Genomic DNA, 16,836 nt, shown 5'->3' with positions numbered 1-16,836 from the left:
ATCGGTTTGGCGGGGGGGGATTTTTATGTTCTAACGCTTAATATAACGCGTGTGGTTTATTTCTTTTTCCACTCTTGGCTACGTGAGAATGGACCGATATAGCCTCTTAGCTTTAGAGTGTTGCCATTTAAACTGGCTGTCATACGATAGTCTTTACCCTTTTCTGGATCAGTGATCGTCCCACCGCTATATTTACCACCACCGTCAGCTTTTAGGCCTTTGATGACAGTCATGCCGACGTGTTTTTTGCCTTTGGCGGAGTTCGTTGCAATGAGCTTACCTGTCAACACCCCGTTAGACTCGGTGATTTTTACCGTGCCTTTTGGCTTACCTTCGTCATACGTCTGCCATGTTGTATTGTGTAATGGATCAGCGGCAAACGCCATGGTCGCCATACTGATACCGGCTGCTGCTAAAGCGGTTTTTGTAAATAGTTTCATAGAGTGACTCCCTTCATACAATGATTAATCAAACAATGATTGCTCGAAACGTGATGTTTCTGCTGTTCTATGCTCATCCTTTGCTAGAATCTTTTATATAAGCGCTGCGACTTTACTCATCAACACTGCACATCATGAGTTAGCATGTGCCGTTTGATAGTCGTTATCGCGATTGCTCACAAGCTTTTGTTCAAAGATTTGAGCGACATAAGCGATGTCTTGACCCATTATAAGCAATTTTATCTGTTTGCCTAGTAATTTTTTTGTACTTTATTATTTCTATAAAACCAAAACCATATCAAAGAGTTACAGGAAAGGGTTGTCGATATCCTTGTCCGATTGGTCATCATTTTCTTTTGACTTTGCCTCGTTATTACTATAAGGAAAACCATCATCAAAAGCTTGCATAATTTTGGTTGTCAGCTCGTGTAGCTGCTGAGCCTGATGATGTCCTGCTGCATCGAATGTCACATCGATATCGCCATAAATCGTGATTTTGTCCTGCTGATTTTCGATGACCAGCTCTCCAATTTGCATGCTTTGGTGGTTATTGGCAAAGGGTTCAATCATTTTATCATCCTTTTTATAGTAATTCAGTCATGCATATCAGCACATTCAGATGTCGCTAAAAGCATATTATGCCTGTAATTGAGTCAGTAGCCACTCAATAATCGCCCAAACAAACAGCAGCCATGTCGGCTCCTCTACTGGCTGATCAGGCAAGTCGGCACTCTCACCTGCCTTTAGTGGCAGCGCAAACGCTTGCGCTTTGGTCTGGCGATCGAGCACTGGCAAGACATCAATGCCGACTTTAGCCGTTAGCTCATCTAGACTAATAACCTCTATGCGCTCTGACTCATCATTGGGCGCGTAATACACCCCTGCTTGATTGGTCGCTGGAATATAGACGGCCTTGAAAAAATGACTCGGTACCAATACGCGCTCGGCAAGCTGTTTAGTTTTTTTGCCCGTAAAAGCAACCCCGGTTACGGTATAGACTTCGCCGTATTGCTGCGTCAGATAGCGCGTCGCCGACTCGATGTTGCGCCAAATGTAGCGATTATTGCGCGGTGACTGCGGGGCGATATTAGCCAGACTGAAGCTGTCGTATTGCTGCGAGCGCGTGGCCATATCGGCATTGGGCGCTAGATGCCCACGATCATAGCCTGAACCTGAATAATCAGACAACGAGGCGCGCATAGACTTAGGTAGACGGCTCTCCTCATGAAAGCTGTCTTCGCGGTCGATAGTTTTTGCTTGCTGCAAGCGGCGGCGGTCTAGATGCTCAGCTGACCACAATGGTGTCCGTGACACGCCCGAGTACATAACGGCAAACCCGTCCATACACAGCGCTTGAGTCTTCTTATCAAGCTTGGTATTGGTAAACTCTGGATAAACCCCGCCATAAAAAGATTGACTACACTGAGTAAGATCATCTGCCTGCGCTGATGATAGCCCTACGACGATAGCAAATACCACCATTATGCTGTTGTTCAAAATACCTTGATACCCACCAACTCTTATCATGCAACTCTCAATCGTCTATACTTGTTGTTTCATATGCGTATCCTAGCAGGCGTCCATCAATAAAGAAAGATAAGGCGTAAGTCGTGACTTTTTAAATGGTATCCGCTATACTTAGCCAGTCAAAAATCAGTATCGTGCAAATGCGGTCTGTCTAAACGGTGAAGTGGGTGAGTGGCTGAAACCGCACGCCTGGAAAGTGTGTATACGTTCATAGCGTATCGAGGGTTCGAATCCCTCCTTCACCGCCAATCTTATAAAATCTTAGTTTTCCTAGCTTGTCCTAAACTATCCTATATACATCTTAAACTCTTTATAAATAACGCGTCTAGCGTTTTTTTTATGTCTACTATTTTCCCAACCCCACCCACCTATCACGTCGCTTGTGTTGGTCTATAACTTCATTCGTCTGCAAATTGAAAATACACTTACCGCAATACGCAATATATGCTCTAGATACTACCTTCTTATTTTCACCACTACGTAATACCCTTTCATGACTTTGCTAAAGCTCACTTTTTTAAAAAAATTCTGAACATACATAATCTAACCTGCTATATCTAACATTAAGTCAAATTAAAACATAGTCGAATAGCGGGTTTATATTCCGATATTAATGGCGCTAATTCCTTTGTTCGACCGCAATTTGTCTCATTTTTATCACCGTTTTTGACATGCAGACACGTCCTAATGACTTTACCAATCAATACGGTCAAAGTTTTACAGTACGTTATAATTAGTCAATACTGTGCGATACATCAATAAAAACAATAACACTGGATTGCCTTATGCTGTTAGACATCCTGCTCACCATCCACTTTCTCTGACTGGTGCTCATCTCTTTACGAGTATTGTCGCGCCATGTTTCCACCGCCAATAAAGGCGATTTTACTTTCTTGAATAGACACTTTTGACTCCTAAAACTCGGTAACAATAGTGACGCCTGTCGCGCTGGCAGTATCCATCGTGGTAAGTGCTTCAATGGATTGTTCTAGGCTGATCGTGCGACCTAAAAGCTTCTGTGGTGTTAGCTTTCCTGACAGCATCATGCTTAACATGGCGTCGTAACGGTAGGCTTGCATGCCATGGCTGCCGATGATTTCAAGTTCGTCAGCAATGACCTTCGCCATGGGCATTGGCGGCGCCGCATGGTCTGCGAGCAGTAGGCCGACTTGAATGTGTTTGCCCAACTTACGCAAGCTTTTGACAGAGTTAAAAGCGGTAATGGAATGGCCTAATGCGTCTAATGAAACGTGAGCACCGCCTTTAGTGATTTCGACCACTGCTTCTGCGACATCAGCTACTTGATTTGCGTTTATGGTGGCTACTGCGCCTAATGACTTCGCTAATTCCAGCTTGCCTTGGTCAATATCAATCGCGATGACGTTAGCGCCCAGTGATTGCGCAATCATGACAGCCGATAAGCCGACACCACCATAACCGTGGACCGCTACCCATTGACCAGCAGAGACTTTACCTTGATCGACCACAGCACGGAATGAGGTAGCAAAACGGCAGCCTAGGCTCGCTGCTGTGGTGAACTCTAAGTCTTCAGGCATAGCGACAAGGTTCACATCTGCCTGATCCACCGTGGTGTATTCAGCAAAGGAGCCCCAGTGGGTGAAGCCTGGTTGTGTTTGGTTGCCACAAACTTGATGATTGCCAGAGTTGCATTCTGGGCAGCCGCCACAAGCGTTGATAAAGGGAACGGTGACACGATCACCGACTTTAAAGCGCGTCACGTCTTTACCGACTTCTGCGATGACGCCAGCGAACTCATGGCCTGGTACGTGAGGCAATACCACGTCTGTATCGTGCCCCTGCCAACAATGCCAATCGCTTCGGCAGACACCAGTTGCTTCCACTTTAATCACAACACCATGGGATTTAGGCGTCGGATCTGCGACGTTCTCAATGGTTGGTAAAGACGAAAATTGCTCAATTACAACGGCTTTCATGGCGCTCCTCTTAATCTGTTGGCTTGGTATCAATCACAGCTTCCAGTTTACGAAAATGATGAGGAATTACCTTGCTATTTAAATCATACATGCCATGATAATTAGAGGATTCTTTCGAGTTTAACGTTATTTTTGTAAGGTTGTTGCTTATTATGACGATAGATAAAACCGATATTCAACTTTTGGCTCTGTTACAAAAAAATGGCCGTATCTCTAATGTAAAGTTGGCCGAAGCATTGTCTTTAAGTGAAACGCCTTGTTGGCGACGCTTAAAAAAACTCGAAGAAGAGAAGGTAATCAGCAGTTATCAGGCGAATATTGATCGCCGTAAGGTCGGGTTTGGGGTCATGGCATTTGTCCAAATCTCTTGCACCAGCCATGATGAAGAAAGTACTTTATTGTTTGAGCGCATCATTGAAGAGTCGGAAAACGTGCAAGCTTGTCACAACACGACAGGAGAGGCGGATTTTATGTTGCAGGTAGTTGCAAAAGATCTAGACGACTACAGTGCTTTTGTCGAAAATACCTTGCGCAAATTGCCTGGTATATCTGCTATTCGCTCAAATATTTCTTTAAGAGAAGTGAAGTCTTCCACACGATTGCCTTTGGCGTAGTCAGGCCTATTTGATATAGCGCATTGCTGATAAGAACTTGAGTAAAACTAAGGTCGCGCTGCCATCCATAGTGCCGTACCATTCGATACTCAAAAGATTGCTAAAATGATTAAAAACCCTCTTATCAGCCAGTTGTAAAGCCTAGCGAAATACGTGGAGCGAAATAAATATTGCCAATATAAGAGGTCGCATTGTTTAAATCGTGGACAGCCATGACCATCCTGCCTCTAATATTGAGTTGAGGACACGCTCTCATATCGACTCTGTTAATAAGGATGCAGGCAGGCTCATTTCATCTACAGATTGCACTATGTACCCGTATGCTTTTGCAAAACATACACCACAAACTTGGCCTCTGTATTAAATGGCTCATGCTCACTAAGCTCCAGTAACGTTTGGCGTTTTTCTGCGCGGGCGCGATAAGCATACGGGGTCATGGTCATCAAATCTGCCAAATCATTTGCCGCTAATGACAGCTCGGTACTGACATGATGCGTCGCAAGCAGGGTAAAGTGCGGGGCTAATTCGTGCAAAAACTTATCAGAATCATGCTCGCGCACACTATCAAACAACGCCTCACGCATCGATGCAAGATGCTGACTATCGGGTTTGGCAATGATGAGATAGCCTGTGTCACACAATACTTTGGCAAAGGCCTCAGGCAAGATAGGACTAAAAATGCTACTGATACCCGTCACACTACGGGCGCGTAGCGGCAGATGGGCGGCGCTGGTCACTAGTGGATATACCACCGTCTGAGTCGCGCCCTCTTTGGGCTGCTGATACCACAGCTGCCCTGCCGCTTTGCTTGCTTTGGCGAGAGTAGAGACGGCAGGCTTGCTGATGTCAGCCGCTAGCAGCGATGCTATACCGTCTATCTGCGCCATTGCTTGGGTATAATAGCCCTCACCGCAACCGACATCCAGCCAATTTGCGGCAGTATCACTCTGCCCGAGTAGCTGCCTCATTTGCTGCTCAAGCAAAGCCTGTAATGGCTGATAATGTCCTGCGGCCAAAAACCGCTGCCGCGCTTCGATAGAGGCTTGACTGTCTCCTGGCGTTTTGGACTTTTTTTGTTGTACTGGTAATAAATTGACATAGCCTTGACGCGCCACATCAAAAGGGTGCTTGGTCTGCTTTGGATGCAAGCTGCCATCACAGCGCCAAGTATCGGCTGCAGGCTGCATGGGTGACTGGCAAAGGGGACAAATAAATAACGACACAGGTTTCTCAAAATCAGTCAAGTATGGCCGTCATTTTAGCAAAGTTTGCTTCAGCTGCGGCATAAAACCCTCACTTAACAATAAGAGACAGAACCAAAAAAGCCACCTCAAACACGATGAGGTGGCTTTTACAGAGCGCTGAACCAAAAGACTCAGTTTGCTAAAACACCAGCTAGTTAAAGCACCAGTTTTTTGAAAAATCAGCTTGTTAAAACATCAGCTTGTTAAAAAATAGTTAGCGCAGTTTTAGCGTCATTAGCCCTAAGATTACAAGGATAATGGCAATAATCCAAAAGCGTGCCACCACTTGTGTTTCTTTCCAGCCAATCTCTTCAAAATGATGATGCAGTGGCGCCATACGAAAGACGCGTTTTTTGCGCAGCTTATATGAGCCAACCTGTAGCATCACCGACAGTGCTTCTGCGACAAACAAGCCACCCATAATGGCAAAGGCAATCTCTTGACGAGTCATGACCGCGATGGTACCGAGCATCGCGCCCAGTGCCAATGCTCCGACATCACCCATAAATACTTGGGCTGGATGGGCGTTAAACCACAAAAAGCCCAAGCCTGCCCCAATCATCGAACCACAGACAATGATGACCTCAGAGTTATAAGCGATATAAGGCACATGCAAGTAGTCAGCAAAACGCACATCACCTGAGACATAAGCCATCGCGCCCAAACCTGCCGCCACCAGTACCACCGGCAAGATGGCCAAACCATCCAAACCATCGGTTAAGTTAACCGCATTGGACGCGCCATTAATCACAAAATAGGTAAAGATAATAAACCCAATACCAAAAGGTAGCGCGGAGAAAGGAATGATCCAGTTTTTAAAGACGGGCAGTAGTAAATCCTGCATCTCGCGGGTGGTGGCGATATCTGGCTGCAGCGTGGCGATATAGTACAGCGACACCCCAACAAATAACGCGCCCATTGACAGCCAAAAGTACTTTTTGCGAGCGATTAGGCCTTTGGGGTCTTTATACTTAATCTTTAGCCAGTCATCAGCCCAGCCAACCGCGCCAAACACCACCATCACGACCAGCAAGATCCACACATAAGGATTGTCTAAGCGCGCCCATAGCAAGGTCGACACCCCGATAGCACTGAGTATCAAGACGCCGCCCATGGTCGGTGTGCCCGTCTTGGCCAAATGCGACTGCGGTCCATCATTACGGATGGCCTGCCCATATTTGAGCGTACGCAAGTGGCGAATGACGCGACCACCAAACATCATGCTAAAGACTAAAGCGGTAATGACCGCCAATAACGCGCGTAGCGTCAATGAAGAAACCGCAGAAAACGGTGTATAATACTGGCCAAGCCAGCCAAACAACCAAACTAACACCGCCTACTCCTCGACTAGCGCATTGATAAGGGTTTCCATTTGCATAGCACGTGAGCCTTTGAACAGCACGGTACAAGGCTTAGCCTGCTGCGCTTGCAAATACGGCTGTAAATATGCCAATAGGCTGTCTTTATCCGCAAACGCATGCGCACTGATATCAGAGATTTCTTGCGCACCTGCTACGGTATACGGCGCATACTCACCGACGCACAGCAGCACGTTGATACCAGTGGTGGCAATGGTACGACCCAAGCTTTGATGCTCGCTCACTGCCGCGTCACCCAGCTCAGCGATATCGCCTAACACCATCACTTGCGTGCCTGTTTGCGCCGCCAGCACCTTAGCCGCTGCACGCACGGAATGCGGATTGGCATTATATGTATCATCGATCAGGCGATGCATCCCCAGTATCTGGCTATTGAGACGACCTTTGGCGGGACGGGCGTTTTCTAAACCAATCACGATATCACTGACATCGATGTTTAGCGCATACGCACAAGCGGCCGCCGCTAAGGCGTTATTGACATTATGCTCGCCCGCCAATGGTAGGTTGATGTCATGGACTTGATTGCCAATGTGCAGCTTGAACTCACTACGCTCAGGCTCGACATCCAAGTGACTGGCACTGACATCGGTATTGCCAAAACCAATCACATGCGAGGTATGTTTTTCGGCGATACGGCGCAGTTGATTGGTAAAGTCGTCTTTGTCAGGGACAATAGCAAACTGAGTATCGGTTAATGTATGGTAAATCTCCGACTTGGTTTGACAGATGCCTTCACGGCTACCAAACTCACCCAAATGCGCGGTACCAATATTGAGGATACAAGCCACATCCGGTTGGACGATTTCTGTCGTGTAAGCAATCTCGCCGATATGGTTGGCGCCCAGCTCTAAGATGGCATAGCGATGATGATCGGACAACTCGAGCAACATCATCGGTACACCCAAATCGTTGTTTAGGTTGCCACGGGTGATCAGAGTCGGTGCTAGACGACCAAAGATACTACCAAGCATCTCTTTGCAGGTGGTTTTCCCGCTTGAGCCGGTGATAGCAATCACAGTCAAATCTTGATGCTGCTGGCGACGATAAGCGGCCAGCCGCCCCAAAGCCAGACGCGTATCACTCACGACCAACTGCGGGATGCTCGTCGAGATGGGACGTGAGACGATAGCGGCGACAGCACCTTGGGCAGCGGCTTGATTGATATAGTCATGACCATCAAAATTGGCACCGCTTAGCGCCAAAAAGATATCGCCGCTCTTTATCGTGCGGGTATCGGTGGCGATACGGTTGCTGGTGACCGCGTTGTTGGCAAGCTCAGTTTGTCCTGCATTGCTTTGTCCTGCTGCTAGCTGCCAATGCCCATTCAGCGAGGCTGTCGCAGCGAGCAGATTATCTACCTGCCAGACATAGAGACCTTGCGACTGAATGGTATTGTCGTTGTCGGCTGTCATAGTGATTACCTTGTATGATGACTACTTAATTTTTATAAATACTGTTTGTTACGCTTAACATGATTTTATGAGCGCGCTTAAATAATGACGCAAACCTCAACCATCATGACCCTGCAGACCTATCGCCTATCTGCGCCCAGCCTTTTGTAAGGCTTGTTGCAAGACCACACTGTCATCAAAATCATAACGGACATGATTGATCTCTTGATAGGTCTCATGACCTTTGCCAGCGATGACGACGATATCATTAGGCGCTGCTTGCATGACAGCATACTCAATCGCCGCTTGCCGTGCAGGCTCGATATGGGTGCGCTGATACTGCGCGGTGCTCATGCCCGCTTGCATATCTTGCAAGATGGCCTCTGGGTCTTCGGTGCGCGGATTATCTGCGGTCAATATAACCCTGTCCGCGCCCGCCAGTCCTGCCTGCGCCATCAGCGGACGCTTGCCCGCGTCACGGTCTCCGCCGCAGCCAAACACCGCCCACAGCTGTCCCTCACAGTGGGTGCGCAAACTGGCCAGCACCTGACTGAGCGCATCAGGGGTATGCGCATAATCAACGATAAAGCAGCTATCACGCGATGCGACGCGCTGCATACGTCCTACCGCGCCTTGTAACTGCGGGACGATCTTGGCGATACGCTCAAGACTCATGCCCAATGCAGTAGCAGCGGCAATGGCAGCCAGCAAATTGGCGACATTAAAACGCCCGAGCAAAGGACTAACGATATTTATGCAACGGCTCTCTTTATGGCCAGTGTCTGTATCACCAGTACCTTTATCAGCGGTATACCCACCAGCGATGTCTGTCTGCAGTGTAATTTTTACCCCTTCTAAGCTTGGGGCAATATCGGTGGCAACAAAAGTCGCAGGCTTTGAGGCATCTAGACTATACGTCCATACCGTCAAACCACTGGCATGCGCCATATCTAGCATGACCTGCGCGTACTCATCATCGATATTAATGATGGCGTGCGTCAAGGAAGGAAAATGCGTTTTGTCAAAGAGCCTAGCTTTTGCCGCGGCATACGCTGCCATATCGGCATGATAATCTAAATGATCGCGGCTTAAGTTGGTATAAATCGCAACAGATATCGGTACGCCTTGTAGACGCTGCTGATCAAGGCCGTGCGAGCTGGCTTCTAACGCCAATATTTCTGCCTTCTCAAGCGCCATTTGATACACAAACTGCTGCACCGCAAGAGCGTCGCCCGTTGTATGGCTAGCCTGTACCAAGGCACCCAGTCGACCGTTACCCGCGGTCCCCATCACAGCGCTGCTCATGCCAGTCAGCTGCGTTAACTGTGCCACCAGCTGGCTGATGGTGGTTTTGCCATTGGTGCCTGTCACTGCCACCACCGTGGGTAACCGGCTAGGTTGCTGGTACTGTAAGCGCGCCTGAATGAGACTGCCCAAAAAATCACGAATATGCGGCACGTATATCAAAGGACAAGACAATACATCTGCTGGCGACTGTCCATCATCAAACAAATCGCTTGGGTCAATCTCCGAGAGAATAAAGGCCGCCTTTGACGAAGCTTGTAGCAGATAGTCGCGGCTTTTTTGACAGTGGCCTGTCTGGCTTTTTAGGAGGACAAACACATCGTGTGCCGCAACGTGGCGGCTATCTAACCGAAACTGTGCAAATGGTATATGCGCGACCGACACGTCCTCACTAATATTATCCGCAGCAGCGAGCAGCGCGGTGAGCGATGACTGTAGCAAAGAATGCTGACGATCGCCGCTCTCTAAAAGCTGCTGCAAGGTAACCGAGTGGGTACTGGGCGATGAGGTAAGCGTGGTCATGGGCAAATCCTAAACGGTAAACACAAATCAGCGGCTGGCGCTGGATACTGACCGACATCTGTCGTCGTGTTTGTGTGGCAAGATACTTATGGCTCTTCGGTTTTTAGCGGTTTATCTAAAGGCACATTATACAAACGCAGCGCCTCTTTCATGACATTATGAAAGACAGGAGCGACAGTCAGACCCGCATAAATCTGCGCGCGCGGGTCTTCGATGAGCATCACGCCCACCAGCCTTGGGTTTGATGCTGGTGCCATACCCGCAAAAACGTTGCGATACTGGTCAGTATAGTAGCCACCTTTGGGGTTGATACGGCGCGACGTTCCTGTTTTACCCGCCACACGGTAGCCATCAATGGCCGCGCCTTTCGCGGTACCACCCGTCTCGGTGACGCTCTCCATCATCTGCACGATAGACATCGCCTGCTCGTGCGCCATAATGCGTTTGCTTGGCTGCGGTTTGTCGTCTTTGATCAATGTCAGCGGATGCATGACACCGCCTGCGGCCAGCGCCGAATAGGCCTGTGCGACCTGCGCAAGTGTCACCTGCAGACCATAACCATAACTGACGGTGGCGCGGCGCGAGGTTTCTTTTTCTTTTGGCGTGACCACCAGACCACTACCCTCACCAGGGAACTGTAATGGGGTTTTTTTACCAAAGCCAAACTGCTTTTGCATATTAGTAATGGCATCAGGCGGTAGCGACAACGCAATTTTAGTTGAAGCCACGTTACTAGACTTCTGTAATAGCGTCGCCATGTTGATCATGCCCAAGTTATTATGATCGCGGATGGTATAGCCACGCACGCGAATTGAGCCAGGATTGGTGTCAATCAAGGTTGTCGGCGTGTATTTGCCTGAATCTAAGGCTGCCGCAACGGTGAACGGCTTCATCACCGAACCTGGTTCAAAGACGTCTAACAGCGCACGGTTTCGCTGGTTTTCACCAGTCATCTCATTGAGGTTATTGGAATTAAATGACGGCCAGGTCGAGAGGGCGAGCACCTCGCCTGTCTGCACATCGACGACCATACCTGTCGACCAGCGCGCCCGCTGTAGGCGTCCTGCTTTTTCTAACTCTTTATAAAGCAGATATTGCAGGCGCGAATCAATCGTCAGCGCCAAATCTTTGCCCGGTATCTCAGGCTCGACTTGCTTGATTTCTTTTAGGCTGTTTTGTTTGGCATCTTTTAGTACCAGTACCTTGCCATCTTTGCCCGCCAGCTCCTTTTCGTACTGACGTTCGATACCCGCACGCCCCTCATAGCCGCCCTCAGGGTCATTGGCGTTTTGTCCCATAAAGCCGAGCAATTGCGAGTTGGGCTGAGGCTGCGGGTAATAACGCTGAAAGAAGTTTTTTTCATATACCCCAGGGAAATCTAAAGAGCTGACACTTTGGGCAATCTCTGGCGTGACTTTATTAAGAAGCGGTAGGTAGTGCGAGCCTGCGCCTGATGGCAACGCTGCTTTTACTGCTTCCTCGTCCGTGACATCGATGCTGTCATCGATCGTGGTGACTCGTTTTAGCTCACTGACTGAGATATTGGCGGCAGCGGCCAAGGTTGTCAAATCCATAGCATCCAAGCGTTTTTGCATGCGCGCTCGTAGCTGCGGACTATCAGGATTGGTCAAAATGATGCGTTTGAGCTCATAGTATTCACGCGCATAGTCATGCGGACTAAAGGACACTGTCGCCAGCGGCGCACTCACTGCTAGTGGCAGTTTGTTGCGATCGGTAATCATACCGCGATAAGATTTTTGTGTACGTACGCTGGTGATCAGCTCATTGCCCTTATCTTGATAAAACTGGGCATTGGCGACTTGAATGTAGTAAGCACGGCCTATCAGCGCGACCAATATGGCAAGCGCCAACCCCCAAACCGTCCAAAATCGCGCTTTGTCTTGCTCAAAACCGCCTCGTGAGGACGCCCCTGATGCTTTATTTAAAAACGCGGTTTTACGGTTTTTGACACTAGTATAAGCACCTTGATTGTCATTCTTTTTTAGTCGCCCAAACAGCTTAGCCTTACGGCTACCTGCCGCACTACTATCAGTTTTTTTATTATCAATTTTTTTATTTTTTTGTCCTGATTTGGCCGCACTGACACGGCGCAGCGGCTTGGTGACTTTGCCGCTCGTGGGTTTTTTGCTGTTGTTTTTTGCTGTTGACTTACCGGTCTTGGCTTTGGATTTTTTTTCACTCATCGCCCAGCCTCCGCCGCATTGGTATTAATTGATGTAGCTCTAGGCGGCGCAGCGGGCGACAAATCGGTACTGGCAACCTCTTGCATGACATCACTGTCATTGGCAGTGATATCTGTCTCGCTAGAGGCGGCTGGCGCCAGCGCCGTAGGAGCGCCTGGCTGAATAATCAACTTGTCTTTGAGGGTTGGAGAGTACATGCCAAGCTCGGCCACAGCGCGGCTGGCAATTTGCGGCGTGGCGCTAAAGGTTTGCTGCTCGATAAGCAACCGCTGATGCTCTACTTGTAGCTTGCGCTGTTGTTTTTTCATGTCTTGCAAGGTCTTATAGTCCTGATGGTATTGCTGGACGCCTTCAGCGGTCTTGATACCGCTCCAGATGATTGCCGCCGCCAGCAATAATAAAATCGCCACATAAATGCTCACCACATTAAACCGGCGCACAAACAGCTCGCCGATATCGACATTAGGAGGGGTGCCGGCGCGGCGAGTAGGTTTGTCAGATATTGCCATGACGCTCTCAAAAAGTGGACTTCAAATATAAAATCGACGACGGTTTTAAATGGTTTTTATGCGCAAGTAGTCTTTACCAGATATTCAGGCGGCATCAGTGACATAAAGCCAAATATCACTAAACCAAATATCACTGTCGTACGCGCTACAAACAAAAAACCAACTGCTGAGCCTAGCAGGTAATATTTACAGCTTTTTAACACTAGCGTAGCCATTCACACATTTTTATCTTATTTAGACAAACAACAGCAAAGCGATATGACTACTCTTAAACCGCTTCACTGACAATGCGATTACTCTTGGCTTGCCGCCTGTTGGTACTCAACATCGCTGCGCGTGGCCAGTCGTAACCATGCACTGCGCGCGCGCGGGTTGCCACTGACCTCGCTCTTGCTAGGCCCCACCCGTTTTGGCTTACCAAAATAGCGCGGGCGTTTGGGCGGCATCGGCAGATTGTCATCCTCTGGATATTGCCCTTTGCTATGGCGCTGCAAAAACTGCTTGATTCGGCGGTCCTCTAAGGAGTGAAAGCTAATCACTGCCAGCTGACCACCTGCTTTTAAAATCGGAATACTTTGCGCCAAAAAGTCATCGACATCGCCAAGCTCGTTATTGATAAAAATACGCATGGCCTGAAAGCTTTGGGTCGCTGGATGCTTGCCGCGCTGCCAGTTGGGGTGCGCCGTTTTGATCACTTCTGCCAGCTCAAGCGTGGACTCATAGCTGTCCATCTGCTTGATGGCGCGCGCGATACGGCGACTGTGGCGCTCTTCGCCGAACTCGTAAAGCACATTGGCCAAGGTTTCGTCATCGACCTGCTCGAGCCATTCGGCCACCGACTGGCCACGACTAGTATCCATACGCATATCGACCGCGCCATCACGCATAAAACTAAAACCGCGGCTACCATCATCAATCTGCGGCGATGAAATGCCCAAATCTGCCATCAAGCCATCCACCTGATCGATGCCCAGCGCCGCTAAGCTGTCCGTTAAGGTCGCAAAACTATCATGCACCACTTTGACACGGCTGTCACTAGCGGCCAGCTCTTGCGCCACAGCAATTGCTGTCGGGTCTTTATCAAACACCACCAGCGTCGCGTCGTCGCTCAGATGACTCAATAATAGACGGCTATGACCGCCACGGCCAAAGGTAGCATCGACGTAGATGCCGCTCATTTGCAAGCTGGGTTGTGGGGCGTCATCTGTGCATTTGGGAAGAGACTTGATCCCGCCGCCACCGTTTCTTGCAATAGTACGGCATCATGGACAAAGCGCTGCTCGCTGGACGCCGCGCACGCAGACGCTCCCTCACGGATGGGCTGCGCGGTATCAGAGGTAACAGCAGATAAATCAGCCGCCGACTTGGCAGGGTCAGTGGCCAAAGAAGGGCCTTGTTTGCAAGTGGACGTACTGTTTTGCTTATTATTCGGCTTATCATTCAATGTGGACACAAACGACTCAGTAGATGACGGCCATATCGGCCGGTAATAGTAAAAATCAGATGAAAATAAACAAGTTATGTCTTGCTTGACCTTATTATCGCAAGGATACACGGTGAGTCAAGCACTAGACAGGCTTTTCATTAAAAATATCGCAGCTGTCTGTTATACTAGCGCTATATTTTACGCTATTTTTTGCTATTGACGGCCACTCTTTCATTGCTATTTTAGTCATATTTTTTCTTCAGCTATTTTGTGGCTATTATTGCTATTTATCGCCCATGACATTTTGAGATTTTTATTATGCAAACATCGACCCACGCTCCCTCCGACACGAGCAACGCCCGCCCTATTCGCACGCGTATTGCACCCTCGCCGACTGGTTTTCCGCATGTCGGTACCGCTTATATTGCGCTTTTTAATTTGGCCTTTGCCAAAGCCCACGGCGGCGAGTTTATTTTGCGTATTGAGGACACCGATCAAACGCGTTCGACGGCTCAATCTGAGCAGATGATTTTGGACGCGCTACGCTGGGTCGGACTTGACTGGAGTGAGGGACCAGACGTTGGTGGTCCGCATGCGCCTTATCGTCAGAGTGAGCGTAGCGATATTTATAAAAAACACGCCGAGCAGCTGATAGCAAGCGACCATGCGTTTCGCTGTTTTTGTACTACAGAAGAACTAGATGCCATGCGCGCTGAGCAAATGGCCAATGGCGAGACCCCGCGCTATGACGGCCGCTGTGCCCACCTATCTCCAGAAAAAACTGCGCAATTGGTAAGCGAGGGCACCCCGCATGTCATTCGTATGCGTGTACCCACCGACGGCGTTTGCCAGGTACACGACATGCTGCGCGGCACCGTCGAGATTCCTTGGGCGCAAGTCGATATGCAAGTGCTGCTAAAAACTGACGGCATGCCAACTTACCATCTTGCCAACGTTGTCGATGACCACTTGATGGAGATCACTCACGTCATGCGCGGCGAAGAGTGGCTAAACTCTGCCCCCAAGCATCAACTGCTTTATGACTATTTTGGTTGGGAGATGCCAACACTCTGCCACATGCCGCTACTGCGTAACCCTGACAAATCAAAGCTGTCGAAGCGTAAAAACCCAACCTCAATCACCTACTACCGTGATGCCGGCGTACTGCCTGAGGCGCTGCTCAACTATCTAGGCCGTATGGGCTACTCAATGCCTGACGATACCGAAAAATTCACCTTGGATGAAATGATTGACAGCTTTGATATCCGGCGCGTGTCTCTTGGTGGCCCTATCTTCGATACCGAAAAACTCAATTGGCTAAACAGCGAATGGCTACGCGCTCTCACTCCAGAAGAGCTTAAAAATAAGATTCTCGATTGGGCCAGTGACAGCGATAAACTCACCGCGATCGCCGCTGCGATTCAGCCACGCATCGAGCTGTTGTCTGACGCGGTCAACTGGGGCGGCTTTTATTTCCAAAACCTGCCAGACATCACCGCTGAGAGCTTCACCCATAAATCGCTTGAGCCTGAGCAAATCATCGAGCTGCTACAACTGGCGCTTTGGCAACTTGAGACCTTGCCGACGTGGTCGGAGGAAAACATCTATACCACGTTAAAAGGCCTCGCCGCTCACCTCGATATCAAGATGCGCGATTTTATGGCGCCGTTCTTTATCGCGATTGCTGGTAGCACCTCATCGACGCCCGTTATGAACTCGATGGCGATTATTGGCGCGGATATGACCTTGACGCGCCTGCGCCATGCGGTTGATGTCCTAGGCGGCCTCGGTAAAAAGAAACTGAAAAAACTTGAGAAAAAATCGGCGGATCTGCCTAATTTTTTGGCTGATGCATAGTTTGGCAGCAAGGTATCCTTGTACTTGCCAATGAAGAGTAGAATGAATAAATAATAAAAAAGAGTCAGTTCATTCGATACTGGCTCTTTTTTATGTAACGCCCATACTCAAACGTCCACAATTAGCCATTTAAATACTTTTAATGACTTTTTTTGCATTATTTTGCATTTTTTTAAAAATAGCGGTTGACAAGACTGCTGGTCTTACCTAAAATACGCACACTCTTAGCGAGGGGCTATAGCTCAGTTGGTAGAGCACTTGCATGGCATGCAAGGGGTCAACGGTTCGACTCCGTTTAGCTCCACCATACTATTTATCGCTCAACGGATAAATATTGCTTTGAGAACAATGTCAGCACCTAGGCAAGGCTTATTAATAAATAAGCGCTCTGATATTGTGAAGTACCGTTATAACCATAGGTTATGACACTCTATACGTCCCCATCGTCTAGAGGCCTAGGACA

Annotated in this window: 12 protein-coding genes, 2 tRNA genes and 1 pseudogene; 4 read left to right on the top strand and 11 right to left on the bottom strand. The window is 48.7% G+C overall.

Going from position 1 to position 16,836, the window contains the following annotated elements; all coding sequences use genetic code 11:
• Positions 1 to 56 precede the first annotated feature (56 nt).
• The 3 genes from NK638_RS05835 to NK638_RS05825 all read right to left on the bottom strand — a co-directional run bounded on the left by NK638_RS05835 (position 57) and on the right by NK638_RS05825 (position 1,967).
• Positions 57 to 440, bottom strand: coding sequence for a DUF2147 domain-containing protein (locus NK638_RS05835; RefSeq protein ID WP_274632280.1), 384 nt, complete (start codon positions 438 to 440; stop codon positions 57 to 59).
• 306 nt (positions 441 to 746) lie between these two features.
• Positions 747 to 1,010 (bottom strand): hypothetical protein, encoded by a 264-nt coding sequence (locus NK638_RS05830; protein WP_274632279.1) that lies wholly within the window; start codon positions 1,008 to 1,010, stop codon positions 747 to 749.
• A gap of 66 nt (positions 1,011 to 1,076) precedes the next feature.
• Entirely contained in the window at positions 1,077 to 1,967 is an 891-nt protein-coding gene (locus NK638_RS05825; protein WP_274632278.1) for a DNA/RNA non-specific endonuclease, read from the bottom strand.
• A 157-nt stretch (positions 1,968 to 2,124) separates the two neighbouring features.
• On the opposite strand from NK638_RS05825, the gene NK638_RS05820 reads away from it, so the two are divergent.
• Positions 2,125 to 2,215 (top strand) — tRNA-Ser (locus NK638_RS05820).
• A 666-nt stretch (positions 2,216 to 2,881) separates the two neighbouring features.
• Here the strand turns inward: NK638_RS05820 and NK638_RS05815 are convergent.
• Entirely contained in the window at positions 2,882 to 3,922 is a 1,041-nt protein-coding gene (locus tag NK638_RS05815; protein WP_274632277.1) for a zinc-dependent alcohol dehydrogenase family protein, read from the bottom strand.
• Positions 3,923 to 4,074: 152 nt separating this feature from the next.
• On the opposite strand from NK638_RS05815, the gene NK638_RS05810 reads away from it, so the two are divergent.
• Positions 4,075 to 4,536 (top strand): Lrp/AsnC family transcriptional regulator, encoded by a 462-nt coding sequence (locus NK638_RS05810; protein ID WP_274632276.1) that lies wholly within the window; start codon positions 4,075 to 4,077, stop codon positions 4,534 to 4,536.
• Positions 4,537 to 4,844: 308 nt separating this feature from the next.
• Here the strand turns inward: NK638_RS05810 and NK638_RS05805 are convergent, their stop codons facing one another.
• From NK638_RS05805 to rsmH, 7 genes and pseudogenes are all read right to left on the bottom strand, one after another.
• The gene (locus NK638_RS05805) at positions 4,845 to 5,780 is read right to left on the bottom strand and encodes a putative RNA methyltransferase (RefSeq protein WP_342454249.1); all 936 of its coding nucleotides are present in this window, start codon (positions 5,778 to 5,780) and stop codon (positions 4,845 to 4,847) included.
• Positions 5,781 to 5,994: 214 nt separating this feature from the next.
• Positions 5,995 to 7,113, bottom strand: a complete 1,119-nt coding sequence (gene mraY / locus NK638_RS05800) for a phospho-N-acetylmuramoyl-pentapeptide-transferase (protein WP_192995234.1) — start codon at positions 7,111 to 7,113, stop codon at positions 5,995 to 5,997.
• A 3-nt stretch (positions 7,114 to 7,116) separates the two neighbouring features.
• Positions 7,117 to 8,571, bottom strand: coding sequence for a UDP-N-acetylmuramoyl-tripeptide--D-alanyl-D-alanine ligase (locus NK638_RS05795; RefSeq protein ID WP_192995235.1), 1,455 nt, complete (start codon positions 8,569 to 8,571; stop codon positions 7,117 to 7,119).
• A gap of 126 nt (positions 8,572 to 8,697) precedes the next feature.
• A complete protein-coding gene (locus tag NK638_RS05790; protein WP_274632275.1) occupies positions 8,698 to 10,377 on the bottom strand; it encodes a UDP-N-acetylmuramoyl-L-alanyl-D-glutamate--2,6-diaminopimelate ligase in 1,680 nt (559 codons plus the stop codon).
• Positions 10,378 to 10,463: 86 nt separating this feature from the next.
• Positions 10,464 to 12,581, bottom strand: a complete 2,118-nt coding sequence (locus tag NK638_RS05785) for a peptidoglycan D,D-transpeptidase FtsI family protein (protein ID WP_274632274.1) — start codon at positions 12,579 to 12,581, stop codon at positions 10,464 to 10,466.
• A complete protein-coding gene (gene ftsL / locus NK638_RS05780; protein WP_192995239.1) occupies positions 12,578 to 13,090 on the bottom strand; it encodes a cell division protein FtsL in 513 nt (170 codons plus the stop codon). The genes NK638_RS05785 and ftsL overlap by 4 nt, the downstream gene beginning before the upstream one ends.
• 293 nt (positions 13,091 to 13,383) lie before the next feature.
• A pseudogene (rsmH, locus tag NK638_RS05775) lies at positions 13,384 to 14,408 on the bottom strand (16S rRNA (cytosine(1402)-N(4))-methyltransferase RsmH).
• 426 nt (positions 14,409 to 14,834) lie between these two features.
• Here rsmH and gltX point away from each other — a divergent pair.
• Together gltX and NK638_RS05760 are read left to right on the top strand one after the other, a co-directional pair.
• Positions 14,835 to 16,373 carry a glutamate--tRNA ligase gene (gltX, locus tag NK638_RS05765; protein ID WP_274632271.1) on the top strand — a complete coding sequence of 513 codons (1,539 nt, stop codon included), beginning with the start codon at positions 14,835 to 14,837 and terminating at the stop codon, positions 16,371 to 16,373.
• Between the two features lie 231 nt (positions 16,374 to 16,604).
• Positions 16,605 to 16,680: transfer RNA gene (locus NK638_RS05760), tRNA-Ala, on the top strand.
• Positions 16,681 to 16,836 lie beyond the last annotated feature (156 nt).

This window comes from Psychrobacter sp. A3 (assembly GCF_028823565.1).
GTDB classification, from domain to species: domain Bacteria; phylum Pseudomonadota; class Gammaproteobacteria; order Pseudomonadales; family Moraxellaceae; genus Psychrobacter; species Psychrobacter celer.
This window is presented reverse-complemented; position numbering and strand designations above follow the sequence as displayed.